The organism is Micromonospora sp. NPDC047793 (assembly GCF_040642635.1).
Classification (GTDB): domain Bacteria; phylum Actinomycetota; class Actinomycetes; order Mycobacteriales; family Micromonosporaceae; genus Micromonospora.
On the sequence record NZ_JBEYSG010000004.1, the window covers coordinates 120,596 to 145,479 of the forward strand.

Annotated in this window: 22 protein-coding genes and 3 tRNA genes; 8 read left to right on the top strand and 17 right to left on the bottom strand. The window is 74.3% G+C overall.

What is annotated here, in order from left to right; translation table 11 throughout:
• Nucleotides 1-59 precede the first annotated feature (59 nt).
• Both ABZ738_RS10705 and bioD read left to right on the top strand, forming a co-directional pair.
• Nucleotides 60-1,196, top strand: coding sequence for an 8-amino-7-oxononanoate synthase (locus tag ABZ738_RS10705; RefSeq protein WP_357212724.1), 1,137 nt, complete (start codon nucleotides 60-62; stop codon nucleotides 1,194-1,196).
• Complete coding sequence (gene bioD, locus ABZ738_RS10710) at nucleotides 1,184-1,921, top strand: dethiobiotin synthase (RefSeq protein WP_131057143.1); 738 nt, start codon at nucleotides 1,184-1,186, stop codon at nucleotides 1,919-1,921. Before ABZ738_RS10705 ends, bioD begins: the two co-directional genes overlap by 13 nt.
• Here the strand turns inward: bioD and ABZ738_RS10715 are convergent.
• Both ABZ738_RS10715 and ABZ738_RS10720 read right to left on the bottom strand, forming a co-directional pair.
• Complete coding sequence (locus tag ABZ738_RS10715) at nucleotides 1,914-3,185, bottom strand: cytochrome P450 (RefSeq protein ID WP_357212393.1); 1,272 nt, start codon at nucleotides 3,183-3,185, stop codon at nucleotides 1,914-1,916. The two genes, bioD and ABZ738_RS10715, sit on opposite strands and share 8 nt — an antisense overlap.
• Nucleotides 3,186-3,194: 9 nt before the next feature.
• A complete protein-coding gene (locus ABZ738_RS10720; RefSeq protein WP_357212395.1) occupies nucleotides 3,195-3,863 on the bottom strand; it encodes a 50S ribosomal protein L11 methyltransferase in 669 nt (222 codons plus the stop codon).
• 176 nt (nucleotides 3,864-4,039) lie between these two features.
• On the opposite strand from ABZ738_RS10720, the gene ABZ738_RS10725 reads away from it, so the two are divergent.
• The gene (locus ABZ738_RS10725; protein ID WP_357212397.1) at nucleotides 4,040-4,951 is read left to right on the top strand and encodes a hypothetical protein; all 912 of its coding nucleotides are present in this window, start codon (nucleotides 4,040-4,042) and stop codon (nucleotides 4,949-4,951) included.
• A gap of 130 nt (nucleotides 4,952-5,081) precedes the next feature.
• On the opposite strand, the gene ABZ738_RS10730 is transcribed toward ABZ738_RS10725, so the two are convergent.
• Both ABZ738_RS10730 and ABZ738_RS10735 read right to left on the bottom strand, forming a co-directional pair.
• Nucleotides 5,082-5,657 carry a TIGR03086 family metal-binding protein gene (locus tag ABZ738_RS10730; RefSeq protein ID WP_357212399.1) on the bottom strand — a complete coding sequence of 192 codons (576 nt, stop codon included), beginning with the start codon at nucleotides 5,655-5,657 and terminating at the stop codon, nucleotides 5,082-5,084.
• Between the two features lie 84 nt (nucleotides 5,658-5,741).
• Nucleotides 5,742-6,344, bottom strand: coding sequence for a TetR/AcrR family transcriptional regulator (locus ABZ738_RS10735; RefSeq protein ID WP_131056437.1), 603 nt, complete (start codon nucleotides 6,342-6,344; stop codon nucleotides 5,742-5,744).
• Between the two features lie 384 nt (nucleotides 6,345-6,728).
• On the opposite strand from ABZ738_RS10735, the gene ABZ738_RS10740 reads away from it, so the two are divergent.
• From ABZ738_RS10740 to ABZ738_RS10760, 5 genes are all read left to right on the top strand, one after another.
• Nucleotides 6,729-6,801: transfer RNA gene (locus ABZ738_RS10740), tRNA-Gly, on the top strand.
• A 34-nt stretch (nucleotides 6,802-6,835) separates the two neighbouring features.
• A tRNA-Cys gene (locus ABZ738_RS10745) sits at nucleotides 6,836-6,906 on the top strand.
• Nucleotides 6,907-6,923: 17 nt separating this feature from the next.
• Nucleotides 6,924-6,998 (top strand) — tRNA-Val (locus ABZ738_RS10750).
• Between the two features lie 364 nt (nucleotides 6,999-7,362).
• Nucleotides 7,363-10,239: an AAA family ATPase gene (locus ABZ738_RS10755; RefSeq protein WP_357212401.1), complete on the top strand. Its 2,877-nt coding sequence runs from the start codon at nucleotides 7,363-7,365 to the stop codon at nucleotides 10,237-10,239.
• Between the two features lie 115 nt (nucleotides 10,240-10,354).
• Complete coding sequence (locus tag ABZ738_RS10760) at nucleotides 10,355-11,167, top strand: BTAD domain-containing putative transcriptional regulator (RefSeq protein ID WP_161595076.1); 813 nt, start codon at nucleotides 10,355-10,357, stop codon at nucleotides 11,165-11,167.
• 96 nt (nucleotides 11,168-11,263) lie between these two features.
• Here the strand turns inward: ABZ738_RS10760 and ABZ738_RS10765 are convergent, their stop codons facing one another.
• The 13 genes from ABZ738_RS10765 to ABZ738_RS10825 form a co-directional block, all read right to left on the bottom strand.
• Nucleotides 11,264-12,505, bottom strand: coding sequence for a zinc-ribbon domain-containing protein (locus tag ABZ738_RS10765; RefSeq protein WP_357212404.1), 1,242 nt, complete (start codon nucleotides 12,503-12,505; stop codon nucleotides 11,264-11,266).
• Nucleotides 12,492-13,067 carry a phage tail protein gene (locus tag ABZ738_RS10770; protein ID WP_176093115.1) on the bottom strand — a complete coding sequence of 192 codons (576 nt, stop codon included), beginning with the start codon at nucleotides 13,065-13,067 and terminating at the stop codon, nucleotides 12,492-12,494. The genes ABZ738_RS10765 and ABZ738_RS10770 overlap by 14 nt, the downstream gene beginning before the upstream one ends.
• A 28-nt stretch (nucleotides 13,068-13,095) precedes the next feature.
• Nucleotides 13,096-15,045, bottom strand: coding sequence for a putative baseplate assembly protein (locus tag ABZ738_RS10775; protein ID WP_357212407.1), 1,950 nt, complete (start codon nucleotides 15,043-15,045; stop codon nucleotides 13,096-13,098).
• Complete coding sequence (locus tag ABZ738_RS10780; protein WP_131055024.1) at nucleotides 15,045-15,467, bottom strand: GPW/gp25 family protein; 423 nt, start codon at nucleotides 15,465-15,467, stop codon at nucleotides 15,045-15,047. Before ABZ738_RS10780 ends, ABZ738_RS10775 begins: the two co-directional genes overlap by 1 nt.
• Nucleotides 15,468-15,472: 5 nt before the next feature.
• Entirely contained in the window at nucleotides 15,473-15,826 is a 354-nt protein-coding gene (locus ABZ738_RS10785; RefSeq protein WP_357212409.1) for a PAAR domain-containing protein, read from the bottom strand.
• Nucleotides 15,827-15,839: 13 nt separating this feature from the next.
• Nucleotides 15,840-17,657, bottom strand: a complete 1,818-nt coding sequence (locus ABZ738_RS10790; protein ID WP_131055020.1) for a VgrG-related protein — start codon at nucleotides 17,655-17,657, stop codon at nucleotides 15,840-15,842.
• A 3-nt stretch (nucleotides 17,658-17,660) separates the two neighbouring features.
• Nucleotides 17,661-18,410, bottom strand: a complete 750-nt coding sequence (locus ABZ738_RS10795; protein ID WP_357212412.1) for a peptidase M23 — start codon at nucleotides 18,408-18,410, stop codon at nucleotides 17,661-17,663.
• 1 nt (nucleotide 18,411) lies between these two features.
• Nucleotides 18,412-18,840: a phage tail protein gene (locus ABZ738_RS10800; protein ID WP_131055016.1), complete on the bottom strand. Its 429-nt coding sequence runs from the start codon at nucleotides 18,838-18,840 to the stop codon at nucleotides 18,412-18,414.
• Nucleotides 18,837-21,947, bottom strand: coding sequence for a hypothetical protein (locus ABZ738_RS10805; protein WP_357212414.1), 3,111 nt, complete (start codon nucleotides 21,945-21,947; stop codon nucleotides 18,837-18,839). The genes ABZ738_RS10800 and ABZ738_RS10805 overlap by 4 nt, the downstream gene beginning before the upstream one ends.
• Nucleotides 21,948-21,953: 6 nt before the next feature.
• Nucleotides 21,954-22,112 (bottom strand): DUF6760 family protein, encoded by a 159-nt coding sequence (locus tag ABZ738_RS10810; protein WP_162854369.1) that lies wholly within the window; start codon nucleotides 22,110-22,112, stop codon nucleotides 21,954-21,956.
• A complete protein-coding gene (locus ABZ738_RS10815) occupies nucleotides 22,109-22,591 on the bottom strand; it encodes a hypothetical protein (protein ID WP_131054090.1) in 483 nt (160 codons plus the stop codon). The genes ABZ738_RS10810 and ABZ738_RS10815 overlap by 4 nt, the downstream gene beginning before the upstream one ends.
• An 86-nt stretch (nucleotides 22,592-22,677) precedes the next feature.
• Complete coding sequence (locus tag ABZ738_RS10820) at nucleotides 22,678-23,121, bottom strand: phage tail protein (RefSeq protein WP_131054089.1); 444 nt, start codon at nucleotides 23,119-23,121, stop codon at nucleotides 22,678-22,680.
• 50 nt (nucleotides 23,122-23,171) lie between these two features.
• A complete protein-coding gene (locus ABZ738_RS10825; RefSeq protein WP_357212416.1) occupies nucleotides 23,172-24,728 on the bottom strand; it encodes a phage tail sheath subtilisin-like domain-containing protein in 1,557 nt (518 codons plus the stop codon).
• Nucleotides 24,729-24,884: the final 156 nt, after the last annotated feature.

Genomic DNA, 24,884 nt, shown 5'->3' on the forward strand with positions numbered 1-24,884 from the left:
CAGCGTACGGCCGGGCGACGACGCCTGACGGTGGCAACCGGCGGGGAAGGGGCGTGGTGGTGGCGGACTGGCTGGCGGCCCTGGCACGCCGCGCGGACCTGCGGGCCAAGGCGGGACTGACCCGTCGGCTGCGTCCGCGTACCGCCGACGACGCCGTGGTGGACCTGGCCGGCAACGACTACCTGGGCCTCTCCGCGCATCCCGAGGTGGTCGCGGCGGCGGCCAAGGCGCTCTCCGAGTACGGGCTGGGCGCGACCGGCTCACGACTGGTCCGGGGCTCCACCGACGCCCACCACGCGCTGGAGGACGCGCTCGCCGACTGGCTCGGCACCGACCGGTCGCTGGTCTTCTCCTCCGGCTACCTCGCCAACCTCGGCGCGGTCCGGGCGCTGGTGCGCCCCCGCACGCTGCTGGTCTCCGACGCGCACAACCATGCCAGCCTGATCGACGGGTGTCGCATCTCCGGCGCGGAGACCGTGGTGACCCCGCACGCCGACGTCGACGCGGTGGCGGCGGCCCTGGCCGGGGCACCCGGCCGTCCGGCGGTGGTGGTCACCGAGTCGGTCTTCTCCGTCGACGGTGACCTGGCGCCCCTGGCCGAGCTGCACGCGACCGCCCGCGCGCACGGGGCGCTGCTGCTGGTCGACGACGCGCACGCGCTCGGTGTCGTCGGTCCGGCCGGGGCCGGTGCGGTGGCCGCCGCCGGGCTGACCGGCGCGCCGGACGTGGTGGTCACCGCCACCCTCTCCAAGGCGCTCGGTGGTGCCGGCGGGGTGGTGGCCGGTCCGGCCGAGTTCGTCCGGCACCTGGTGGAGACCGCCCGGACCTTCATCTACGACACCGCGCTGCCGCCGGCCGTGGCCGCCGGGGTGCACGCCGCCGTCGGGCTGGCCCGTGACGGCGACGCCCTCCGCGCCGAACTGGCCGCCCGCGCCACGCTCGCGGTGGACCGCCTGCGCGCCGCCGGCCTGGAGGTCTCCGTCCCGGACGCCGCCGTCGTCTCGGTCACCGCCGCCGGCCCGGAGGCGGCGACCGCCTGGGCCGCCGCCTGCCGGGACCGGGGCGTGGCGGTCGGCTGTTTCCGGCCGCCCTCGACCCCGGACAGCCGGTCCCGGCTGCGGCTCACCATCGGTGCCGGGCCGTCCCGGGCGGACTTCGAGCGGGCCCTGGAGGTCATCGTGGAATGTGCGCCGTGACGGATCAGTGGCGCGGACCGGTGCTGGTCACCGGGACCGACACCGAGGTCGGCAAGACGGTGGTGACCGCCGCGATCACGGCCGCCGCGCAGGCGGCCGGGCTGCGGGTGGCGGTGGTCAAACCCGGCCAGACGGGTACGGCCACCGGTGAGCCCGGCGACGTCGAGGCGGTCACCCGGCTCTCCGCCCCGATGACCGCCCGCACGCTGGCCGCCTACCCCGATCCGCTTGCCCCGTTGGCCGCCGCCCGGGTGGCGGACCTGCCGCCGCTGGAGTTGTACAACGCCGTCGACGCGATCCGCGAGGAGGCGGAGAAGCACGACCTGGTGCTGATCGAGGGCGCCGGTGGGCTGCTCGTCCCGATGGGGCTGCGACCCTCGGGCGAGGCGTGGACGGTGGCCGACCTGGCGGTGTCGTTGGGTGCCCCGGCGGTGGTGGTGGCCCGCGCGGGTCTCGGCACCCTCAACCACACCGCGCTCACCCTGGAGGCGCTGGACCGGCGTGCGGTGCCGGCGGGTGTGGTGATCGGCGCCTGGCCGGCCGACCCGGAGCTGGTGCACTGGGCCAACGTCAGCGACCTGCTGCCGAACCTGCTCGGTGCGTTGCCGTCCGGGGCCGGGGCGATGGACCCGGGGGTGTTCCGGCGGTCCGCGCCGGGCTGGCTGACCCCGGCGTTGTACGGCGTGCTCGACGACTGGCGGGCCTGGGCCGACGAGATCAACTGAGCGGGGCGCGCGTCACGACCAGGGCGTCCGGCATCCGGAAGGTGAGGTTGTCCGGGTAGCGGGGTGCGCGGAGCACACGGACCCGGGCCAGCAGCGGCGCCACCTCGGTCACCACGGTCGCCGCCTCCATCCGGGCGAGTTGGTCGCCCACGCAGCGGTGTACGCCCGCGCCGAAGGCCAGGTGCCGGCGTGACCCGCGTTGCCCCGGCCGGAACCCGTCCGGTGACTCGACGACCGCCGGGTCGCGTCCGGCACCAGCCAGCCAGAGCACGATGCTGGTGCCCGCCGCCACCGCCGTCCCGCCCAGCGTGGTGTCCACGGCGGCGACCCGCCGCCAGGTGACGATCGGCGGTTCCCGTCGCAGCCCCTCCTCGACTACGTCGGTGACGGCCACCGTGCCGTCGCGCAGCCCGGCGAGCACGGTCGGTTCCCCGATCAGGCGGTGCATCAGCAGGGTGAGGAACTGCGAGGTGGTCTCCTGGCCGGCGACCAGCAGGAAGAACAGTGCGCCGACCACCACGTCGGGCGGGTGCCCGGCGTCCCGCAACGACGCGGCGAGCCCGCCGCCGGTGACCGCGAACTCGCGCAGCACCCGGTGGAAGCGACCCACCTCGGTGGCGAGGGCCTGCTGCCGGTCGGCGTCCAGGGGTGCCCAGAACAGCTCCAGCGCGGCGCGGGCGAACTCCTTCACCGCCGCCACCGGCGCGTCGGGCAACTCGACCAGCCGGGCCAGGACCAGCAGCGGCAGGTCGGCGGCGAGCGCGGCGTGCAGGTCGACGGGCACGCCCTCGTCGAGCGTCGCGTCCAGACCGGCCACCCGTCGGCGGACCAGCGCGGCGAGCCAGTCCCGCTGCTCGGCCACCCGCGTCGGGTGCAGCGCGTCGGCGACCAGCGCGCGGATCCCCGGGTGGTCGGCCCCGCCGTTGTTGGCCAGCGTGGGCGGCAACCGGAACCGGTGCGCGGCGAGGACGCGCAGCGCGGCCACCGGGATCGGGGTCACCGCGTCCAGGGCGTTGTCCGGGCGGTACGTCACCGGGTCGGTCAGCACCTGCCGCACCAGCGCGTGCCGGGTCACCAGCAGATGGGCGACACCCACGTGGTCGACGACCCGGACCGGGTCGACACCCGCCCCCGCACTGGCACTGGCGGACCCGGCCCCGGCACCAGCCCCGGCGGACCCGGCTCCCCGGGCATCGGCCATGGCGGCACCGGCCCCGGCGCTCGCGGTCGCCTCCGGGGCCTGCTCCCAGGCGCGGAACAGCACCGCGTCACGCTAGCGGGCTGCCGACGGCCGTCCCGCGCGCAGCCGCCACACCGTGGTGCGCTTCACCCGTACGCTCTCCAGCGCCTCGCTGACCGGCACGTCGTAGGCGGCCAGCTCGTCGAAGCGGTCCCGGGGCAGGAAGGCGCGTCCGGGATCGCCGACCAGCACGGTGGCCCCGGACCGGGCGGCGCGCAGCAGGAACCGCAGGACCCGGTTGGCCATCGCCTCGCTGTAGAACACGTCGCCGGCGAGCACCACCTCGGCGTCCCCGGCGTCCCGATCGAGGACGTCGCCGAGTTCGGCGTCGACGCGTACCCCGTTGGCTTCGGCGTTGAGCGCGACCGCCGCGACGGCCAGCTCGTCGACCTCCACCGCGCGCACGGCGGCGGCACCGGCCCTGGCGGCGGCGATCGCCACCAGGCCGGAGCCGGAGGCGAAGTCGAGGACCCGCCGGCCGGCGACGAGGTCCGGGTGGTCGGTGACGTACCGGGCGAGGCCCTGGCCGCCCGCCCAGGCGAAGGCCCAGAACGGCGGCGGCCGGTCGCTGCGGAACTCACCCTCGGTCAGCTCCCAGAGGCCGATCGGCTCGTCCGCCTGGTGCAGCCGTACCTCGGGGACGAAGGCGACGGGACCGAGCCGGGCGTGCAACTGGACGAAGGCGGCGGAGAGAGCGGACACCCGGTGATTGTCCATCGTGACCCTGTTCGGCGTGTCGCGGGTGCCGCGTGACCGGTTCAATACCGTCCGTGAAAAGGGGCATCTTGCTTCACACCACGTGCGAACACGCCCGTCTACCGGCTGGCCTCCGGCCCTCCTAGCGTGGCTGATGGAGACAACCAACAGGAGGACAGATCGTGAGAAGGCTGTGGCGGAACACGCTACGGATCGGGGTGGTACTGGCCTGTGTCACCGGTGTGCACCTGGCCATGTCCGCGCCGGCACAGGCGGCGTTCGCCACCGAACTCAGCGGCCTGCCGGACCGGTTCACCGCCGGAGGGCGGGTGGAGACGGTCTCCGCCGTGGTGTCCCGCTCCGACCAGGGCGGCTGCATCAAGGTGCGTTGGTCGATGGTGGTCGGTGTGCAGGGCGTACGGCTGGACCAGGTGCGGATCGACCGGATCGAGGAGAACGGCTCGTTCCCGGTGCAGGTGCGGACCGAGGGCAACGCGGCCCGGTTGACCGACCGGCAACTCGACCCGGGCACGCTCTGTCCGGGGCGTACGGTGACCGCCCAGTACCGGATCGCGTTCGCCCGGAACGCCGACCAGGGGCAGGTCCAGCTCGCCGTCGAGGCGTACGACCAGAACCTGCAGTTGCTGTCCCGTCAGACCGCGACCCGCGACGTGGTCGGCGGCCAGGGGGCGGCCCGGCCGACGGCGGCGCCGAACCCGACCGGGGCGACGCCGTCGGAGTCGCCGCGGGAACTGGAGCCGCAGCCGACGGAGGACCCGCCGGAGGAGGGACCGGGGGAGAGGGTCGATGCCGGTGCCGCCGGTGGCGGAGCCGCCGCGCCGGACGCCGGAGCCGCCGGCAACGTCTCGCAGACCGGGGCGGGGCTCGGCCTGACCGAGGTCGCCTTCCTGCTCGGTGGGCTGCTGCTGTTCCTCGGCGTCGGCCTGCTGATGCGACTGCGGCAGTTGACCAAGGATCCGGAACCGGTATCCGCCGACGGCGTCTCGGTGAGCGCCGCGGACCGCTGGGAGCGGCAACCCGGGCCGCGCCAGCGCTGGCGGACGGTACCCCGTGACGGTGGTCGGCTGGGCTGACCGCTCGCGTACTTCACACACCGGGGGTGCGGCCGGCGCGGGATCTCCCGCGCCGGCCGCCGTACTCGTCTCGCCGTGCGGCGGTTTCGCGGTGCGGCGGTCACGCCGAGGCCGGGTGCCGGGCGGGCGGTTACGGTGCCCAGCCGGGATCGCGGCCGAACGCGCCGATCAGCCGGTCCTGCTCGTCGGCCTGCGGTGAGACGTCGACCTGGTCGTGCACCAGCCCGTTGCTCCGGTAGTCGCCGACGGCGCGGCGGAACCACCGGGCGCACTCGGCGACCGCGTCGGCGTCCATCCTCGGGTCGACGCCGATCGCCACGGCCAGGTCCCACCCGTGGACGAGATGCTCGGCGAGCAGTTGGTGCAGGTACTCCTCGGCGGGCGTGTCGCCGGCCGAGAGGTGCACGGTGCGGTGCAGCGCGCCGGGGGAGGCGGCGGCCAGTTCGGCCTGTGCCGCCGCGTCACGCGCCGCCACGACCGGATCGTCACCGAGCTGGTCGCCGTCGTACCGGTCGCCGACCTGCGCGACGGTCCGGCCGGCGAGCAGCGCGACACTCCAGCGCTGTTCACCGACGACGTGGTTGACCAGGGTGCGGACGTCCCACCCCGGGCACGGGGTCACCGCCGACCACTGCCCACCGCCGACCTGTTCCACCCGGTCGGTGAACTCCACCAGACTGCGTCGGTACGCCTCGAGCAGATCCATGGCGTCATTGTCGTCGTCGCCGACCGCTTCCGACGGCGGTTCGCCAGGTGCCGGAGACGGCCTGGTGGTCGGTGCGGTGCGGGCTCAGTCGAGCTGCGCCGGATCGAGGCCCAGTTCCCGGGCGGTCACCAGGCGTACCCACTCGGCGAACTGCCGTCGGGAGATCACCCGGTCGTGCACCGCGAGCTGGACCGCCAGGCCGTCCATGACCGCGCTGATCCGCCAGGCCGCGCCCGCCGGGTCGGTGCACTCGAAGACACCCTCGCGGACCCCGTCGGAGATCACCGTCGCGAGGTCCTGCCGCCACCGCAGGTCCAACTTGCGGGAGACCTTCTCCAACTCCGGGGTACGCAGCGACTCCGACCAGCCGTCGATCCACATGGACCAGGAGGTGGGTCGACCGGCAGGAGTGTAGAGCCGGAGGATGCGGCGGAGCTTGGTCAGCGGCGGGGCACTGGACCGGGTCACCGTGTCCAGCCGGGCCAGATCCTGTTCGACCGCGTACGCGAAGGCCTGCGCGAGCAGGCGTTCCTTGGTGGCGAAATGGTAGAAGACCAGGGCCTGGCTCACCCCGGCGGCCTGCGCCACGTCCGCCGTGCGGGTGTTCGCCAGCCCCCGCTGCACGATCACGTCACAAGCGGTGCGCAGCAGGGCATCCAGGCGGATCTCGGCCGCACGTCTCGTCACGTCCGTCACCGTAGCCCATCAAGACGGACACGGCGTGTCACCAAACCCCTGGTGATCCGGCTTGCGACAGTCGGAACCCGGACACTCGTGACGTCGATCCCGACCGCTTCCCGAGATCGCGGTCCGTCCATCGGTCGTCCGGTCCCACCACCCATGTCGCCGGCCCGCCCGTCACTCTGCCGTCAGGTGCGAACGTTCGAGTATTCGAACCAGTCTCCTAGGAAGCCTGCGGGGTGGAGTCGGCCACACGCTCGCCGAGGCGGACCGCGCGGGAGCGGAATCGGCCACGCGCGGCGGAACCGGGCGCGCCGGGTGGGGCCCGATTTGGCAACCGTTCCACCGCTCGGCTAAAGTTCTCATCCGTCACCGGAAAACCGGAGACGTGCGGACGTAGCGCAGCTGGTAGCGCATCACCTTGCCAAGGTGAGGGTCGCGGGTTCGAATCCCGTCGTCCGCTCGGAGCTGCCGCCACGCGTGACGGGGGCAACCTCGGTGGGGTGGCCGAGAGGCGAGGCAACGGCCTGCAAAGCCGTGTACGCGGGTTCAAATCCCGTCCCCACCTCGGTGTAACAACAGCACGGGCGATTGGCGCAGTGGGAGCGCGCTTCCTTGACACGGAAGAGGTCACTGGTTCAAACCCAGTATCGCCCACCATCGATCGCAGTTCGAGCGGCCCGCTATCAGGATCTGATAGCGGGCCGATTCGTCTTCGGGTGACCGGCTGGCCCCGTCATCCCCCCCCCCCCCCCGTGGTCGTGTCGCGTCCCCGCGCGCCGGGAGGCATCCGGGCGCGGGGGTGGAGCGGTGCGGGGTGGTGCGGCGCGGGGGACGGTGCGGTGGGGGCGTGCCCGCCGGGGGTGGTACGCAGCACGGATGCGGTCGCGGTGGGAAAAGCGAGCCCAGGAAATGCGAGCCACATTCTCGGTGTTCAATTCGTGGTCAGGTTCAGGCGTGACGGTCGGCTAATATGCACCGATGCGCGTCGCTTCGCGGTCCATTCCGTTCGGGTGCATTCGCCATGTTTCCAGTTGATCTGCCAACTGTCTGGGCCGGACGGGAAAAGGAACTGGCCGTGTTGCACGCCGCCGCCGAGGCCGCCGGCCAGGGCCGTGGGTCGGTGCTGTGGGTGGAGGGCGAGGCGGGCATCGGTAAGTCTGCCCTGGTCGCAGCCGGTCTGACTGCCCGTGAGGGCGGCAGCCGTGAGGTGCTGTGGGGGACTGCCGACCAGTTGTCCCACCGCTTTCCGTTGCGGGTGATGCTGGACTGTCTCCAGGTCCGGCCGCGTTCGCCGGATCCGCGCCGGGCACGCATCGCCGTGTTCCTGCGGGACCGTCGGCCAGGGCTTTTCGCTGCCGACGACATCGCCGGTACGGCGACGGAAATGCTCGTGTCGCTGGTCGACGAGTTGTGTGCGGACGGCCCGACGGTGCTCGTCCTCGACGACCTGCAATGGGCCGACGAGGCGTCGTTGATGCTGTGGCACCGGCTCGCCCTCGCGGTCGAGGAGCTTCCGCTGCTGTTGGTCAGCGCCACCCGTCCGGTGCCGACCCGGCAGGACGTCCAGACGTTGCGGGCCGCCACCCTGCGCCGGGGCGGCACGCTGCTGGCGCTCGGCGCGCTCAGCCCGGACGACGTCCGCACGATGACCACCGGGGTCCTCGGCGCGCCACCCGGACCGGGCCTGGACCGTCTGCTCGGGCGGGCCATGGGCAATCCGCTCTATCTGCGTGAACTGCTCGACGCCCTGGCGCGGGAGCAGACCGCCGGTGCGGTGCCGAGCGGCGGTGAACTCTCCGACGACGCCCTCGACCGGGTGCCCGCCTCCTTCGCGGCAGCGCTGACCGACCGGCTCAGCGTGGTGTCGGCGGCCACCGCCCAGATGTTGCGGACCGCATCGCTGCTCGGTGGCGAGTTCGCCGTCACCGACCTTGCCGCAGTGCTGCGCCGGACCGCGTCGGACCTGGCCGAAGGGCTGCAGAACGCGGTCACCGCCGGGATCGTCGTCGGCGTCGGCGACCAACTCGCCTTCCGGCATCCGCTGATCCGGCAGGCGCTCTACGACAGCATGCCGGCGGCGCTGCGTGCGGCGCTGCACTGCGAGGCGGCGCGGACGTTGGCGGGTGCCGGCGCCGAGCCGCTGCGGGTGGCCCAGCAACTGTTGGCGGCCGGGCACACCGGTGACGAGTGGACCCGTACGTGGGTGGTCGAGGCGGCACCGGCGTTGGCGGCCCGTGCCCCGGACATCGCGGTGGAGTTGCTGCAGCGCGAGTTGTCGGTGAGCCCGCTCGACCGGGCCGACCAGGCGGTGCTCTCGGTGGAGCTGGCCCGGGTGCTGCTCGACGCCGGGCGTCACTCCGAGGCCGCCGCCCGGGCGCGGGCGGCGTTGACGCTGCCGACCGCGCCGGGACAACAGGCCGAGATGTCCTCGATCCTGGCCCGCACGCTGTTCGGCCAGGGGCGCAACGAGGAGGCGCTGGACGTGCTGGGTGCGGCGCTGCGGCGGCCGGCCGTACCGGCGGTGTGGCAGGCCCGCCTGCTGGCCTCGCTGTCGATGGTCAACCGGGCGAGCAACGGCGACCTGGGTACGGCGGACAGCACCGCCCGGGAGGCGTTGCGGGTGGGGGAGGAGGCCGGGGACGCCTTCGCCGTCGCGTACGCGTTGACCGACCTGTGGCTGACCCACTCGGTCCGCCGCGACCACGTCGCCGCCCTCGACTACGCGGACCGGGCGCTGGCCGTGCTGGGCGACGCACCCGAGTACGCCGACCTGCGGACGTTCGCCTTCGACGGCCGGATCTTCAGTCTGCAGAACCTCGACCGGTGGCCGGCGGCGCAGGAGACCCTGTGCCGGGCACGCGACCTGGGTCAGCGCGACGGCGGGCCCGGTCGGGGCGTCTCGACGCTCACCGCCGCCGTGCTGCTGTACTGGCTCGGTCGCTGGGACGACGCGCTCGCCGAACTCGACGGCCTCGAACGGGACAGCACGGCGATCACGTACTCCGGGCTGCGGGAGCGCGGGCCGGCGTTGCTCTGGCACGGCGTCGCCGCGGTGATCGCCGGGCGTCGCGGGAACACCGCCGTCGCGACCGCGCACCTACGCGCCGGTCTGGAGCTTCCCGTGCGTACCGTCGCCGACCGGGAGAATCGCGACTTTCTGCTGGCCGCGCGGTCGCTCGCCGCCGAGCAGGACGGGGATCCGGCGCGGGCGCTGGCGGAGCTGTCGGTGGTCCTGGACCGTGGGCCCGGTGAGATGACCCTGCTCCACCAGTGGACGCCCGAGCTGGTGCGGCTCGCGGTGGCGGCCGACGACGCGGCGGCGGCCCGGGCGGCGGTGGAGGCGTGCCGGGCCGAGACCGCGGCGGAGTCCCGGCCGGGTCGGGCCGCGGCGGCGTTGCGCCGGTGTCAGGGGCTGCACGAGGACGATCCGGCACCGCTGCGCGAGGCGGTCGCGTACTACCGCTCGGTCGGGTCCCCGGTCGAGTTGACCGGCACGCTGGAGGACCTGGCGGCGGTACTCGCCCGGCGCGGCTCGGCGGCCGAGGCGAGGACGCTGCTGGGCGAGGCGGTCGACGGGTACGACGGCCTCGGCGCGGTCTGGGACGTGCGCCGGGCCGAGCGGCGGCTGCGGCGTCTCGGTGTCCGTCGGGGTGTCCGGGGTCCCCGGCCGGCCCGCGCGCAGGTCGGCTGGGAGGCGCTCACCCCGACCGAGGCGCGGGTGACCGCGCTGGTGGCGGAGGGGCGGTCCACACCGGACATCGCCCGGGAGATGTACCTGTCACGGCGTACCGTGCAGACCCACATCTCGCATGTCCTCGGCAAACTCGGCGTGCGGAGCCGGGTCGAGATCGCCCGCGAGGCGCTGCGCCGGGAGGCGGTCTCCGGCGCCGAGTCCTGACCCTGTGACGCCGCCGAGATCGGTATGCGTCAACTGACTGATGTCTACGCGCGGTGATCGGCGCAGCATCTGTGGTGGGCACGGCGACCGATGGGGGACGGAGGAGTTCCGGAAGATGAGGTATTCGAGCCATCAGCCGCTCCGGGGACGGGCGGTCGAGGAACCGGGGTCGACCGCTGCGCAGCCGTCGGACGCCGCACCGCTCGTGGTCCGCTGTTTCGGCGGGTTCCATCTGGAGATCCCGGGGCGGCGGCTGGAGTGGACGACGGTACGGCCGAGGGTCCGCGCACTGCTGCGTTTCCTGGCCGCCCACGGTGGTCGGCCGGTACACCGGGAGACCATCCTGACGGCGCTCTGGCCGGAGCTGCCGGTCGGGTCCGGCATCCGCAACCTGCACGTCGGCGTCTCCACGTTGCGGGCGTTCCTCGAACCGGGCGTACGGCGCGGCGAGTCCCGGTTCGTGCGTCGGGACGGCGAGTCGTACCTGTTGGACCTGCCGCGCACCGCCCGCTGCGACGTGCGGTCGTTCGAGCACGCGGTGGCGGTGTGGCGTCGCGACGTGGGCGCGGGGCAGCGGGGCGTCGCGACGGCAGCCCTGCGGGAGGCCCTCGCCCAGTACACCGGTGACCTGCTGCCGGAGGACGGGCCGGCCGAGTGGGTGGTGGCCGACCGGGACCGCTACCGCACGTTGGCGGCGGAGGCGGCGGCGACACTCGCCGCGCGCGAACTGGAGGCGGGCGATCTCGCCGGGGCGGCTGCGGCGGCCCGACGCGGGCTGGAGATCGACGGGTTCCGGGACGACGCCTGGCGGGTGCTGGCCGAGGCGCACCAGCGCTCCGGGGACACGGCTGCGGCGGCGCGGACGCGCTGCGCGTACGACCGGGTGCTGCGCACGCTCGGGGTGCCCGAGTCGGCCCGCGCGGCCTGAGCCCCCGCGCGGCCTGAGCCCCCGCGCGGCCTGAGCCCCCGCGCGGCCTGAGCCCCGCACGGGCATCGGGGTGCCGTGCGGGGCGACGCGGCACGCTCAGGGGCGGCGGAAGAACTCCACCTCGGCGATGGCGGTCCGACGGCCGGCGGCGCTGCCGTAGCTCTCCCGGACGGTGAGGCGTACCCGCACCACGTCGTCGACGACCTGGTGGAAGGTCTGCGGGCCGGCCTGGTCGCCGAGCTGGAGCGTCCGGGTCTCCGAGGTGCCGCCGCCGGTCCAGAGCGTCAGTTCCAGCACCGCCGGGCGGGCCTGCCGCAGGAACACGTCCCGTTGCGCCGAGACGCCGGAGTGCACGATCAGGTCGAGCAGCCGGAACGGGGAGGCGAAGGTGAGTTCCACGTACTCTCCGGCACCGGTGCCCTCGGCGGTGGGGGACCAGTAGCTGTTGCTGAGTCCGTCGACGACCGCCTCCGCCGGGTGACCGCCCGCCTGACTCGACGCCTGGACCGACACCGGGCTCACCGGCTGCGGGTCGGCGAGCCGGTCCCGTACGGCGTCGCCGGCCTGGGGACCGAAGCGTGTCACGCCGTACGCGAGCCCGGCGAGCAGGGCGACGACGAGCAGCAGGGCGGCGAGGCGGCGTACCAGACCCGCGACGCCGGAGCGGGGCCGGAACATCCAGTTCGCGGCCCGGAGCACGGCTCGGCGCAGGCGACGCCACCACGATTCCCGTCCGGACGGGCCGGTCCGGGCGTCGAGGGCGCTCCCGCACCGTCGGCAGAACCTGCGGCCCGGCGGGTTGCCGGTCCCGCAGACCGGGCAGACGACGTCGCCGGCATCGTCCTCGGTCGACGGTGGGCGTTCCCGGACGACGGGCCGGCGGGTCGACGGGCGGGCCGGCTGGACCGCCTCCACCACCTCCGCCGGGGCCTGCTCGGCCGCCGGGGCGGTCGCTGCCCACGCGTCCACCGTGGTCGCCGGGGCCGGCGCGCCGGCCGGGGTCCCCGGGGTCGTTCCGGCCGCCGGGGCGTCGTCGGCGCCGCTTCTGGGGGAACGGGTGTCGTCGGCGGTGGTCCCGGGGGAACGGGTGTGCGCGGTGGCGGTGTCGGCGGCCGGGGACTGCGCGGTGTCGGGGTCCGGTGCGTCGAACCACGGCGTCGGGTCGCCGGGGCCGTCACCGGTGCCCGGGTCGGGCGCGGTCGGGCCGGAACGGGGCGTGCTCGACGGCCGGACGGGCGGGGGCGCGTCCGCGGACTGTTCCCAGTCGAGGAACGATCCGCAGACCCCGCAGAAGGCGCTGCCGGGTTCGGCCGGTACGCACCGCTCACAGCGCTCCATCGTCGTCGCCTTCCGCCGGCTGCCCGCCGGCGACGACCCGGACCGTGCAGGGTACGTGCGCCGGCCGGTTCGCCTCCACCAGGGCGCGTAGTGCGTCCAGCGGCACCCGGTCCGGCTCGGCGACCCGCACCGTCACGGTCAGGGCGGGCGTCGCCGTACCCGGCAGCGGCCCACCGGATGTCGACGACCAGGCCGTGCCACCGTTCTCGGTGATCTCCGGCCGGACTCCGAAGATCATCTGCACCTGCTCCGCCAGACCCTGCGCGGTGCCGCGTACCCGGTGTCGCGCCACCGCACCGGCGACCGCCTCACGGCGCTGCGTCAGCGTCCAGCCCGGTGCCGTCTCGGCCGCCACCCAACCGGCGAGCCAGTCGACGAAGTCGGCCGGAGCCAGCCGGGGGTCCAGATAGGCGGCGAGGTTGTCCAGCGTCGCGTGCACCGGCGCCAGCACCTCGTCGAAGGCGGCGAGCAACCGACCGGCCACCTCGTCGGTGGCGTAGATCGCCGGCAGCCGTCGGCCGAACGGATGCGGTGTGCCGAGACCCGCCACCGTGCCGCGCATGGGACACCCCTCTCCGGTCCGGGCGGACCTAGCGTTCCTCGATCCGGACCTGGTGTTCGTAGGAGAAGGCCAACGCGTGCGGGTCGAGGTCGACCCGGGACGTGGCCGTGCCCCGTCGGCCGGTGAGCGGGTCGGCGGGGAAGAGCAGGACCTCCTCCAGCAACGCGACGCCGGGCAGCGGCTGGAGCACCCCGAAGAGTTCGCCGGCCTGCACCGGCCGCCCGAACGGCCAGCCCGTCCCGTCCGGCCCCCCGCGCAGCGGGTTGAGGTAGCCGTAGAGCGCGTCGAGCACCGCCGTCCGGATGCGCCCGGCCGTCGCACCGGGCCGGGCGGTCAACCGGACCGCCACGGTGACGCCCTGGTAGAAGGGCGGTTCCACGCTGAGCCGTACGCCGATGGGCCGCCGCGCGTCCAGATGTGCGGCGATGGTGGCGAGCATGTCGTCGGGCGGGATCAGCTGCTCGAAGCGAAGCTGCTCACCGGCGTCCGCGACCGCCTCCGGCACCACCAGCAGGCGTACGCCGCCGGAGTCGGCGCCGTCCCCGGCGGGCAGGCAGCGGATCCGGGCGGCGGCCGGCACGGCCTGCCCGGCGATCAGCTCGTAGTCCCGGGCGGTGACGGCCCGGTCCTGTGCCCGCAACTGCACCGGGCCCCGCTGCCGGGCGCTCTGCACCGACTCGCCGTCCACCCCGCCGAGAGCGGCCTCCCGGTTCTCCACCCGGCTGACGTACGGCACCGAGCTGCGCAGCATCGAGATCGCGCCCCGGGCCACGTTCCCGCGCCGCCCACCGCCGGTGCGGTAGCGCCGGACCCGCAGCCGGGCGCCGTTGGGCGGCACCGCGCCGTAGCGGCGCAGCGTGCCGTCGGGTTCCCGGACCGCCGGCCCGAACGCCACCTCGCCGGTGGTCCGGTCCACGGTCACGCATCGGTCGTCCGGACCGGTGGCGCCGAACGCGTCCACCTCGGTCCACTCCTGCCAGCCGGTGCCGTCGGAGACCTCGACCACGAACGGCTCGTCGTCGGGGAGCACCGGCGGGCGGGCCACCCGCAGGTGCAGCCCCGGCACCCCCTCGGACTCGCCGAGGAACTCACCCACCACCGTCTCGGCGTGCACCGCCTCGACGGTGCCGCCGATGGTGAAGGCCGTCGCGGCCCGGATCGTCGGGGACGCCGAGTAGAACGGCTGGCCGGGTTCGGCGGCGACCAGCCGGCACCGCAGCCAGCCGGCCCGCTGGCCGCCGACGGTGGAGGTGGTGTGTCCGGCGGGTACGTGCAGCACCACGTCTCCGGGCCGGTTGAGTCCACCGGTGGAGTCGCTGTCCACCTCGCACTCCGTCCAGCGCGCGCCGTCCCAGGCCTCCCAGCGCACGGGCGGCTGCCGGGGGTCGACGCCGATGCCCTCGACCCGGCTCTCCAGCCGCAGCACCACCAGGCAGGACGGGACCGCCGCGTCCAGGCCGAACAGCACCGCGTCGCCGGCCGTGGGCGGGGTGCCGAAGCAGGCCACGTCCCGGCCGTCGCGTACCTGCTCGGAGCGGTCGGCGGCCTTGCCGTCGGCGGGGTGGACGCGCAGGTGGGCCAGCTCGCACGGCACGATCGCCAGGTCGGTGACGGTGGCGAAGACGATGGCCTCCTCCGTCTCGGTGCGGATCGTGCCGGCCTCGGTCCCGGCCCGCAGCAGCACCGTCTCGGCCTGCGGGGCGGCGAGCCAGAAGGAGAGCGCGGCCCGGGCCGCGGTCGGCGGGAAGAGGCGTACGCCGATCAGGTCGAGGAAGGCCAGGTAGTTCTTCTCCGGCACCCGGTTCAACCGGTACAGCAGCTCGTCGGTCATCTGCGCGAACGCCTCGACCAGCGTGACCCCCGGATCGGAGACGTTGTGGTCGGTCCACTCCGGGCAGCGCTGCTGGATGAAGCGTTTGGCATCGTCGACGAGGTGCTGGAAGCGTCGGTCGTCGAGGTGGGGTGCGGGCAGGACCATCAGGACGTCGCCTCCACCTCGGCCCCGTCGTGCGACGGGATCACATAGAACGGGAAGACCAGGTTGCGCGGATCGTTGGTTCCGCGCAGCACGTACCGCAGGTCGATGTAGAGGGTGCCGGCGGTCACCTCGTCGAAGCCCACGAGGACGTCGGTGACCTCGATCCGGGGCTCCCAGCGGTCGAGTGCGGCGCGTACCTCGAAGGCGACCTGCCCGGCGGTGTTCTCGTCGGCCGGCGCGAAGACGTAGTCGTGGATGGCGCAGCCGAACTCGGGGCGCATGGGTCGCTCGCCGGGGGCGGTGCCGAGGATGAGCCGGATCGCCTCGACGATCTCCCGCTCCCGGTTGACCAGGGCGATCCCGCCACCGGCGTCGAACCGGAGCGGGAACGCCCACCCGGCGCCGATGAACTGCTCCGCCACCTCGCTCAGCCCCCGATCGTGACGTTCGGGGCACCGGTCAGGATCGTCGCCGAGCAGGTGGTGCGGTCGCCGACCCGGGCGGCGGGGAAGCCACCGATCAGCACCAGCCCGCCCGGCCGTGGCGGACCGGGCATCACCACGTTGCCCGGTCCGAGCGCCAGGTGCGGCGGCGGAGTCGGGCAGGTGCACATGGTGCCGACCACCGCCGCCGGTCGGCCGCCGATCAGCACGCTGGCCACGCCGAGCACGGGACCGGCCGTCGGCGGGGCCACTCCGGGTGGGCCGGCGGCGGGCGGACCGACGCTTCCGGTGGGTACGCCGTGACCGATCCTGTCCCCGACGCGGGCTGCTGCTGGCATCGCGTTTCCCTCCTCAGTTGATCCGGACGACCCGGCCGGAGATCGACACGCTGGCACCGGTGAGTTTCAGCTCGCCGCCGCCGGCGTCCACCGACACGCCCCGACCGGTGACCGAGACCGGCCCGCTCGACTCGACCGAGACACCCCCGGTGCCCCGGACGGTGAGGTCGGTCTTGGCCTCGATCACCACGCTGCCGTCGCTGCGGACGATCACCGAGGTACCGGCCCGGTCCAGGTGCACCAGCAGGTTGTCGGTGCCGCTCTGGGTCCGCAGCCGGACCCCCTGGGCCGCTGCGGCGACGGTCGGCCCGTCGAGCAGTTCCACCCAGTTGCCGGTGGTCCGCCCGCCGGCCGCCCGGCCCTGACGGGAGGCGAACGAGAGCCGGTTCACCGCCCCGCTCGTCGGGTCGACGAGTGGCCCGTCGTGCGGCGACGGCTGGTCGACGCCGTTGTAGAGCCCACCGATGACGTACGGCCGGTCGAGTAGTCCCTGCTCGAACCCGACGAGCACCTCGTCGCCGACCTCGGGGCAGCAGACCCCGCCGCCGCCGGTCCCGCCCAGTTGCACCGTGCGGACCCAGTCGGTCTCGTACTCGTCGTCGAGCCAGGGGAAGCGCAGCTTGACCCAGCCCCGGTCCCGGCGTTCCGGGTGGTTGCGGTCACGGGTGGCGTTGGCGTCGGTGACCACGCCGATGGCCAGCCCCGGCATCCGTGACCGCAGCGCCGCCGGGGTGCCCCCGGTCAGGCCGCCGAGCGACCGGTCCTGGGCGCCGCTGACCGTCAGCCAGGTCTCGTAGAACCGCGCCGGTCCGAAGACGTGCCGGCTGGCGGTCACGGTGTACTTGCCGACGAAGGGCTTCCCGACGCCGCTGAGCGTGAACGGCACGCCGGTGCGCAGCAGCGGGTTGCCCCGGACCGCCACCTCGAGTTCGGCGAAGCCGGTCGCCACCTGGGCGGCCAGTGAGCGGGACACGGTGTCGACCTCGGCCGCCGTCTCGTACGGCACGTCGGCGACCAGCATCTCGGCGGTGCCGAACCCCTCCGCCAACTCGCCTGCGGTCACCGGCAGCCGCACCTCGTCGCTGTCGCGTACCCGGGTGCGGCCGATCACCGGCTGGCGGGTACGGCGGTCCCAGCCGCGTACCTCCACGTCGGTGAACTGGCCGACCGAGGTGACGGTGGCGTGCATGGTGAGCACGTTGCCGTTCACCTCCGCCACGAAGTCGCTGCGTTCGGCGGGTGTCTGCGGGCCGGGGGCGGAGGCGGCGCGGACCGGCCGGCGGAACTCGAACTCGCCGTCGACCATCGCCACCTCGGCGTCGTTGTCGGCGGCCAGCATCCGGAGGAACTCCCAGTCGCTGACGTTGGGCTGCGCCACCACCTCGTAGACCACGGTGGTGGGATCGATCCGGCCGATCGGCAGGCCGGCGAACCGGGCCAGCTCCCGGGCGATGTCGGACGCCTTCCGGTTGAGGTAGCGGGCCACCCGCCGGCCGCGCCGCAGCCGGTGTGACAGGTCCAGGGCCCGGATCGTGGTGTACGTGCCGGTGCCGTCGAACTCCGTCTCGACGGTGACCACCTCGCCGGTGAACAGTGCGGTCTCGCCGTTGCGGTCACCGGGCCGGACCGCCACGGTCAACTGCTGGCCGATCGTGATGCCGACCTTCTGCACCAGCAGCGAACCGGGGTCGCGGTAGCGCAGGGTGGCCACCGCCGGCATGTTGACGCCGTCCTCGACGCAGCCGTACGCCAACTCGTCCGGCCAGGGGTCGGGGAGTTCCGCCGAGGGCAGGCCGATCTTGAGGATGTTGGTGAGGGTTCCGGTGGGCACGGGCTACCTGCCTTCCGTCGCGGCGCCGGACCCGACGGGTGCCCGGGACAGTGCGGCGGGGACCTCGTCGGGGGCGGGCAACAGCAACTCGGTGCCGGGCGGCAGCCGGCTCGGGTCGTCGATCTCGTTCGCCTCGGCGATCACCCGCCACACCGTCGGGTCCCCGTACTCGCGATGGGCCAGCAGCGGCAACGAGTCGCCGTCCACCACCCGGTGCACCCGGCGCGCCGACCGGGTGCCGGAGGTCGGGTTCTGGGCCGGCTTGCTGCCGCTGATCTCGGTCAGGTTCACCGCGCAGGTCGCCCGCAACGGGGTCCCGGAGCTGTCGAACAGCGTGTACGTGGCGGTGACCTGGCTGACGTACGAGTAGAACGAGACGGTCTGGAACTGACCCCAGGTGAACTTCACCCACGGTGGCGAGGGCGCCTTCGCCGCGATGCTGGCGGTCGTCGGCGTACAGCAGGAGAGCAGGCTCTCGACCCGCTGCTGCACCGTACGGCTGTGCGTGTCGGTCACGTCGAGGAAGACGGTCAGTGCGAGGCTGCGCGGCTCCGAGCCGGTGAACTCCGGGATGCCGACCTGCTCGGCGCCCCGGACCACGTGTGGGATCCAGGAGGCCGACTTGGTCAACGTCAGCTCGTTCGGGTTGAACATGAAGGTGATCGGGCCGCCGAGCGACCCGCCGGGGCGGTTACCGCCGCCCAGCGGTGGGTGGTAGCGCTGGAGGAACGCGGAGACCTTGCCGGTCGGCACGTCAGCCCACCTCCAGGAAGCCGTGGTAGGCGAGTTCGATGCTCTCCGTCGCCGTCTCCGACCGGGACGGGTCGAAGGACGGGCCGGTCCAGCGCACCAGGACGACATCGGCCAGTCCCCACTGGACCAGCAGGGCCCGGTCCGGCCGCAGCGCCGCGATCTGGGCGGTGCCCCGGGTGACGCCCTGCGGCAGTTTGGCGAGCATCCGGGCCACCTTGGCGGTGTCCGGGATCAGCGGTCGGGTGAGGGTGACGTTGGTGTAGCGCACCCGCGACGGCAGTTGCCAGACGAAGCCGTTGTTGCCGCCCTCCTGGTGCTGCTCCACCTCGACCTCGCAGCCGAGCCCGTCGCACGAGTTCCAGTCGCCGAGGTCGATGCCGTCGATGCGGAGCCGGAAGTGGACGCTGGTGCCGGGATCGATGTCGCTCACCGCCCACCGTCCAGCCACCGGCCGGAGCGTTCGCGTCCCCGTCGGAGTTCGGTCCGCAGCAGCCGGGAGATCGGTTCGACGAGGCGGTGGGCGAGTTCGTCCAGGGCCCGCCGGTCGAGGTGGTGGAACCGTTCGGCGCTGTCACGGTCCTCGCGTCCCCCGTCGCGCCCCGTCTGGGTGGTGGCGTCCCGGGTCGTACCGGTCGAGCCGGCGGCGGCCGTCGCGGTACGGGTGGCGGTCGAGGAGCCGGCCGTCACCGGTCCGGTCCGTTGGACCGTCCGGGCGGGATGCGGCGCCGTCGACGTGCTGCCGCGCGGGGTGCGCTGGACCGGTGCCGCGGTGCCGGTGGACGTGCCGGTACTCGCCGCGCGGGTCACGACCGGGCGCGGAACCGGGCTGGCGGGCACCGACGCGGCGACCGTGAAGGGTGCCGGGCTCGGTCCGGCGACCTGTCGGGCCGGTGGCCGGGCCGGGTGCGGCGCGGTGGCCGCAGTGGTCCGGGTGCCGTGGCCGGCGACTGGTGCGACTGGTGCCGCCATCGTGGGCGCCTCCCTGGTGCTCGCCGGAGTTCGGCTGGTCGTGGTCGCCGGTCCGCCGCCGGGTGACCGCCTCCAGCGGACCGGCACCGCCGGTCCGGCCGAGGTGCGGGCTCCGGCCGGCATTCGGTCCGGGCCGCGTCGGGGCGCCGCGCCGAGCCCGGACCGTTGCAGGACCGGTGTCAGGGGCCGCTCGCCGAGAAGCGGGGCGTGACGCGCCCGCCGGTGCGTCGGGCCGGGTGCTCCGGCCGTCGCACCGGCCCGCGTCGGCGCCGGACCGGCACCCGGAGCCGTCGGACCCCCTGCCGTCGTCGAGGCGGCGACCGGGGCGTGCGGTCGGACGACCGGCGTCCCCGGCACGACGGTCGGCGATCCGGGGCGCGGTCGCCCGGCCGCCGCCGGAGCGGACGGCTCGGCGGGGTACGACACGGGGCGCGTGGCCTGCTGTGCGCCGCCGGGACGGTCCGGGTGTGCCGGGGACATGTCCGTGGACGTACGGGCCGCCGGTGACGTGCCGTGTGGGCGGACCTGGGCCGTGCCCGCCGACGGCGTGATCGCGGCCGGTGCGGAGACCGCCGGCGGTGCCGGACGGTGGGCGGTGCCGCCGGAGCGGGGCGAGGGATCGGCGGTGGCCTGCCGGGGCGGGGCCGACGTGGCGGCTACCGGCCGGGCCACGATCCGTGGTGGGGGCGCGTCCGGGGCGAGCGGCGTCCCGAGGCCCACCGGCGGGTGGGGGGGAGGTACCGGCGGACCGCTCCGACCCGCCGGTACCTCCCGGAGCGGTGACCGACCCGGGCCGGACGGCCCCGCTCCGGCTTCCGACCTCGACGCTCCCGCACCGGGTGGCCGTGCCGCCGGATCGGTTTCCGGTCGGCCGGTCACGGCCCGGTCGGCCGGCGCGGCGGTCGGGGACTGCGGACCGGCCCCGGCGCGTACGGCGGGGGCGCCGTGCCGGTGCACCGGTGGTGTCGCGCCGCCTCGGGGCGCGGCCGGAACGGTGCCGGCCGCCGAACCTCCATTGTGGCCGGACGTGGACCGCTGTACGGCAGGTGCCGGGGTGCCGCCGGTCGTGCCGGACGGCGCGGCACCGGAGCCTCGACCCCCTGCCCGGGGCCGTGGCTGGTCCGGGGCGGGACGACGCGCGGACAGCACCGCCGGTGGCGCGTCCGGATCGGGCGCCGGCATCACGACGGGCTCGCCGAGGCCGATTCGCGGGGGAGCACCACCGACCCGGGGTGCCCGCGACACCGGTACCGACCCGGCCGACGGGGCAGACGGCGGGCCATGGCGGGTCGGTGTGGCAGTCGACGGGTCGCGGCGGACCGGTGCGGCGGGTGCCGGCGCGTTACCGGACGGCGCGGTGGGTACCGAGGCGGCACCGGCCGGCGCGGGGGATGTCGAGGCGCTGCCCGTCGACGCGGGCGGGTGCGAGGCGCTGCCGGTCGGCGTGGGCGAGACGAACACGCTGCCGGTCGGTGTGGGCGAGGGCGCGCCGCCGCCGGAGGGGGCGGGTGAGGGCGCGCCGCTGGCGGTCGACGTGGCAGTCGGCAGGTCTCGACGGGCCGGCGCGGTCTGCACCGGGACGCCTCCGGTCCGCGCGGCGGCGGGCAGCGGGTCGTGGCGGCTCGGCGCGGTCTCTGCCGGGGCGCGGTCGCTCGACGCGCGGGGCACCGGAGCGAGACGGGCCGACGCGGCAGTGCTCGACGCGGCACTGGTCGGTGCGGCGGTGGTCGGTGCGGCGCTGTTCGACGAGGCGGTGGTCGGTGTGACGCTGGTCGTTGCGGCAGTGCGCGGTGCTGCGGAGGTCGGTGTGGCCGGGCGGAGCACGGCGGGGGCGGGGCGCGCGGCGGTGCCGGGAGCCGGTGCGGCGGAGCCGGTGGAGTCCGGGCCGGACCGGGAGGCGGTGACGGGCGTTCGGGCGAGGTCGGTGGGGCCGGACTGCCGGGCGGGCACTCGACGCGGTGGCGTGGTGGCCGGGGCGAGCGTCAACGGCGTACCGGCGCGGCGGGCCGGGGCGGGGCGGACCGGTCGGGGCGCCACGGCGGTGGCCGGCGTCCGGGCCGGGCCGTCGGGCGACGGACCGTCCGCTCCGGGCGGCGAACCGGTGGCGGAGGCCGACGGTGTACGCAGGTCCGCCGGGAGCGCCGGACCCGGAGCGGCCGGGGAACCGGCGGCGGCGCGGCGTTGCACCGGCAGGGCGGGACCGGCGGTGGCCGGGTGCTGCCCGGACCGGGGGGAGGCGGTGGCACGGACCGGCGTCGCCGCCGTCGCGGGCACCGGGCGGAGCAGGTCGTGTGCCAGCCCACTGGGCGCGTCGGGACTGACCAGGTGGTACAGCGGACGTCGGGCGGTGGGATCCTGCCAGGTGGCCAGCCGGTGCCGGAACCCGACCGGGTCGCTGATCGGCATCTCGACGCCGGTGACCAGGCCGTCCATCGGCGGTACGCTCCGCCAGCCCCGGCCGTCGACAACCGGGACGGGGATCGGGTCAGCGACCGGGGTCGGGTCGACCGCGAGGGTGTCGGGCCGGTCCGCTCCGCGCCACCGCCGGAGCAGGTCGCGTACGCCCATCGTCGATCACCGCCCCTCGTTGACACGCGTGTTGATGGCGGCGATCTCCGCGACGTAGCGCCGTCGTTCGTCGTGGCGCAGGTCGAGGATCTCGTCGCGGGACCAGTGGAAGTGGTAGGCGACGTACGCGACCTCCTCGTAGAGCCGGTCGGTCGCGTACGTCACGATTCCCCCGGGCGACCACCGGCCAGGTCCACCTCGAAGTCCGAGGTGCAGTGCGGGCAGGTGACCGCGGCGCGGGTGTGCCCCTCGGCGTTGATGCGGCGGTAGAAGTCCTGGAGGAAGGTCAGGTCCGAGGCGAACAGCCGTTCCACGTGTTCGGCCCGTACGTCGGTGATCGTGCCCAGCCGGGTGACGACCATGCTGAGCAGCACCACCGACAGGTATGCGGGGTTGTCCTTGACCCGCAGGTCGACCAGCGGACCGAGTTCGTCGCGGGCGGTCGCCAGCCGCATGGTGCCGTGCCGGTGCAGGGTGCCCGCCTCGTCGACGTAACCCCGGGGGAGTTCGAAGGAGAACTCGGTCTGGAGCCTCGGCGGCTCGGGCGGTGGTGCGGCCCGGCCGACCGGGGCGGCCCCGGGGTCGGAGTCCGAGCCGTCGAGCGGCTCCTCCGGGGCGGTGTACGAAACGGTTCGTCGTCTCATCCGACCTCACGGCGTGCGGACCCGGCCCGAGTCGGGCCGGGAGTGGCCGCCGCTACCTCCCTTCACGCGGTCCGTGGCGGTGCACCTCAGGAACTGGTGATTTCCTCGAAGACGATGGTGATCTTCTCGGTGGCCGGGGACGTGTCGCCGGCCCGCAGGCTGGGGCCTTCCCACCGGCTCACCCAGGCGTTGCTCAGGTCCCAGCGGCGCTGCTCGGAGTTCTCCGCGTCCACCACGATCACGCTGATGTTCTGTCGGGCCGTGTTGATCGCGCCCTTCTCGTACGTGTCCTTGATCCATTCGGTGAAGGCGCTGCTCTTGTCCAGGCCGCGGGTGATGGTCACCTCGCCGCCCTTCCGGGCCCCCGGGATCTTGCGGATGATGTACTCCCCGGTCGGGGTGACCTGGGTGACCTCGATCGCGTCGAGTTCCACGGTGAGGCCGCTGACCTCCTGGACCGATTCGACCCGTGCCTTGCCCAGTTCCACCTGGAACCGGTGGGTTACGAAGGTGTCGCCCGTCTCCGCCATCGCTGGCTACCGTCCTTTCCTTGCCGTCACTTGGGTGGGTACGCGTCGGGTCATTCGGAGACGAGGCTGGTGCTGTCGGAGTACTGCGACATCCGGAAGACGACGAACTCGGCGGGCCGCACCGGGGAGACGCCGACCTCGCAGACCACCCGGCCGAGATTGACCGACTCCGGCGGGTTCGTCTCCCGGTCGCACTTGACGTAGAACGCCTCGGAGGCCGTGCTGCCGAAGAGCGCGCCGCCGCGCCACTCCTCGGTGAGGAAGGCGGCGATGTTGCGCCGGATCGTGCCCCAGAGCCGCTCGTCGTTCGGCTCGAAGACGGCCCACTGGGTGCCGAGCAGGATGGACTCCTCGATGTAGTTGAACAGCCGGCGCACGTTGATGTAGCGCCAGGCGGGGTCCGAGGAGAGGGTGCGGGCGCCCCACACCCGGATGCCGCGACCGGGGAAGGTCCGGATGCAGTTCACGCCGACCGGGTTGAGCAGGTCCTGCTCGCCCTTCGTCACCGAGTTCTGCACCTCGATCACGCCCCGGAGCACGTCGTTCGCCGGTGCCTTGTGGACGCCGCGCTCCGCGTCCGTACGCGACCACAGGCCGGCGACGTGCCCGCTCGGCGGCAGGAACCGGTGCTGCCCGCTGGCCGGGTCGAACACCTTGACCCAGGGGTAGTAGAGCGCGGCGAACCGGGAGTCGTACCCGGCCTCCTCCTGCCGCCAGGTGAGCACCTGCCGGGCGGTCAGCTCCGGCGGCGGATCGAGGAGCGCCATCCGGTCGCCCATCTGCTCGCAGTGCGAGATGACCGCCAGTTGGACCGCCTTGACGTCCTCCAGGCTGATCCGGCCCTGCTGGTACGCGCTCATCAGGTCGGGCACCGCGATCATGGTGATCTCGTCGACCGCCTCCAGCCCGCCGAAGCCGGTCCGGGCGTCGGCGTCACCGACGTAGTCGTCGGCGGAGATCCGGGCGGGCAGGCCGGCCTCCTCGGCCGCCACCGGCGGCACGCTCACCGACTGTTTCGAGGGCCGGGCCAGCGAACTCGCCGGTGCCGCCTCCTCGACCGCGATCAGCTTCGACCGTTCCCGCACCTGGTTGACCACGTACGCCTTGGTGTTGCGCTTCGCGGAGACGTCGAACGCCTCCCGTTCCGTGCCGCCCTGCCGGACGACCAACCGGAACCGGTCCTCCGGCACGGACTCGCCCTCGACGTCGGCCACCTCCACGGTCAGCTCACCGGCGTCAACGGAACCGGGCAGGGCGGTGACGGTGAAGGTGCCGAGTGCCACCGACGGCCCGGTGACCGTGCGGCCCGCCCTGGTCGACCCGGTCGCCTCGGTCGCCGCCTCCGGGGCACCGACCCGCACCACGTAGCAGATGCCGCCGCCGTTGGCGAAGTAGCCGTACACCGCGTGCGCGAGGTAGGCGTCGTCGAGCGCCTCCCCGAACGTCTGGACGAACTGGCTCCAGTTGGTCACCAGGGTCGCGGTGTGGAACGGCCCCCTGGCGGCAAAGCCCACGAAGGCGGCGACGGCGGTGCCCACACCCTCGATCGGGCGCGAACCGCTCGGCACCTCCTCCACGTACACCCCGGGTGACAGGTACGACGGCATGACACGCTCCCTCGGGCACGACGGCGATCCGTGAGGAGAAGTCTGGTCACGCCCGGTGGCGGCAACCATGACTCGACGGGCGGGCGGCGGGGAAGCGGCCACTACCCGAAGGGGCAGTCCACCGGGAGTGCCGTCAGATGGCGGATGTCTTTCCGG

Coding starts and splice junctions, on each gene's coding strand:
- ABZ738_RS10765 (WP_357212404.1), bottom strand. CDS start 12,505: ATGGAGCGCTGTGAGCGGTGCGTACCGGCCGAACCCGGCAGCGCCTTC.
- ABZ738_RS10805 (WP_357212414.1), bottom strand. CDS start 21,947: ATGGGCGTACGCGACCTGCTCCGGCGGTGGCGCGGAGCGGACCGGCCC.
- ABZ738_RS10820 (WP_131054089.1), bottom strand. CDS start 23,121: ATGGCGGAGACGGGCGACACCTTCGTAACCCACCGGTTCCAGGTGGAA.
- ABZ738_RS10815 (WP_131054090.1), bottom strand. CDS start 22,591: ATGAGACGACGAACCGTTTCGTACACCGCCCCGGAGGAGCCGCTCGAC.
- ABZ738_RS10785 (WP_357212409.1), bottom strand. CDS start 15,826: ATGCCAGCAGCAGCCCGCGTCGGGGACAGGATCGGTCACGGCGTACCC.
- ABZ738_RS10730 (WP_357212399.1), bottom strand. CDS start 5,657: ATGGATCTGCTCGAGGCGTACCGACGCAGTCTGGTGGAGTTCACCGAC.
- ABZ738_RS10825 (WP_357212416.1), bottom strand. CDS start 24,728: ATGCCGTCGTACCTGTCACCCGGGGTGTACGTGGAGGAGGTGCCGAGC.
- ABZ738_RS10775 (WP_357212407.1), bottom strand. CDS start 15,045: ATGGTCCTGCCCGCACCCCACCTCGACGACCGACGCTTCCAGCACCTC.
- ABZ738_RS10755 (WP_357212401.1), top strand. CDS start 7,363: ATGTTTCCAGTTGATCTGCCAACTGTCTGGGCCGGACGGGAAAAGGAA.
- ABZ738_RS10770 (WP_176093115.1), bottom strand. CDS start 13,067: ATGCGCGGCACGGTGGCGGGTCTCGGCACACCGCATCCGTTCGGCCGA.
- ABZ738_RS10760 (WP_161595076.1), top strand. CDS start 10,355: ATGAGGTATTCGAGCCATCAGCCGCTCCGGGGACGGGCGGTCGAGGAA.
- bioD (WP_131057143.1), top strand. CDS start 1,184: ATGTGCGCCGTGACGGATCAGTGGCGCGGACCGGTGCTGGTCACCGGG.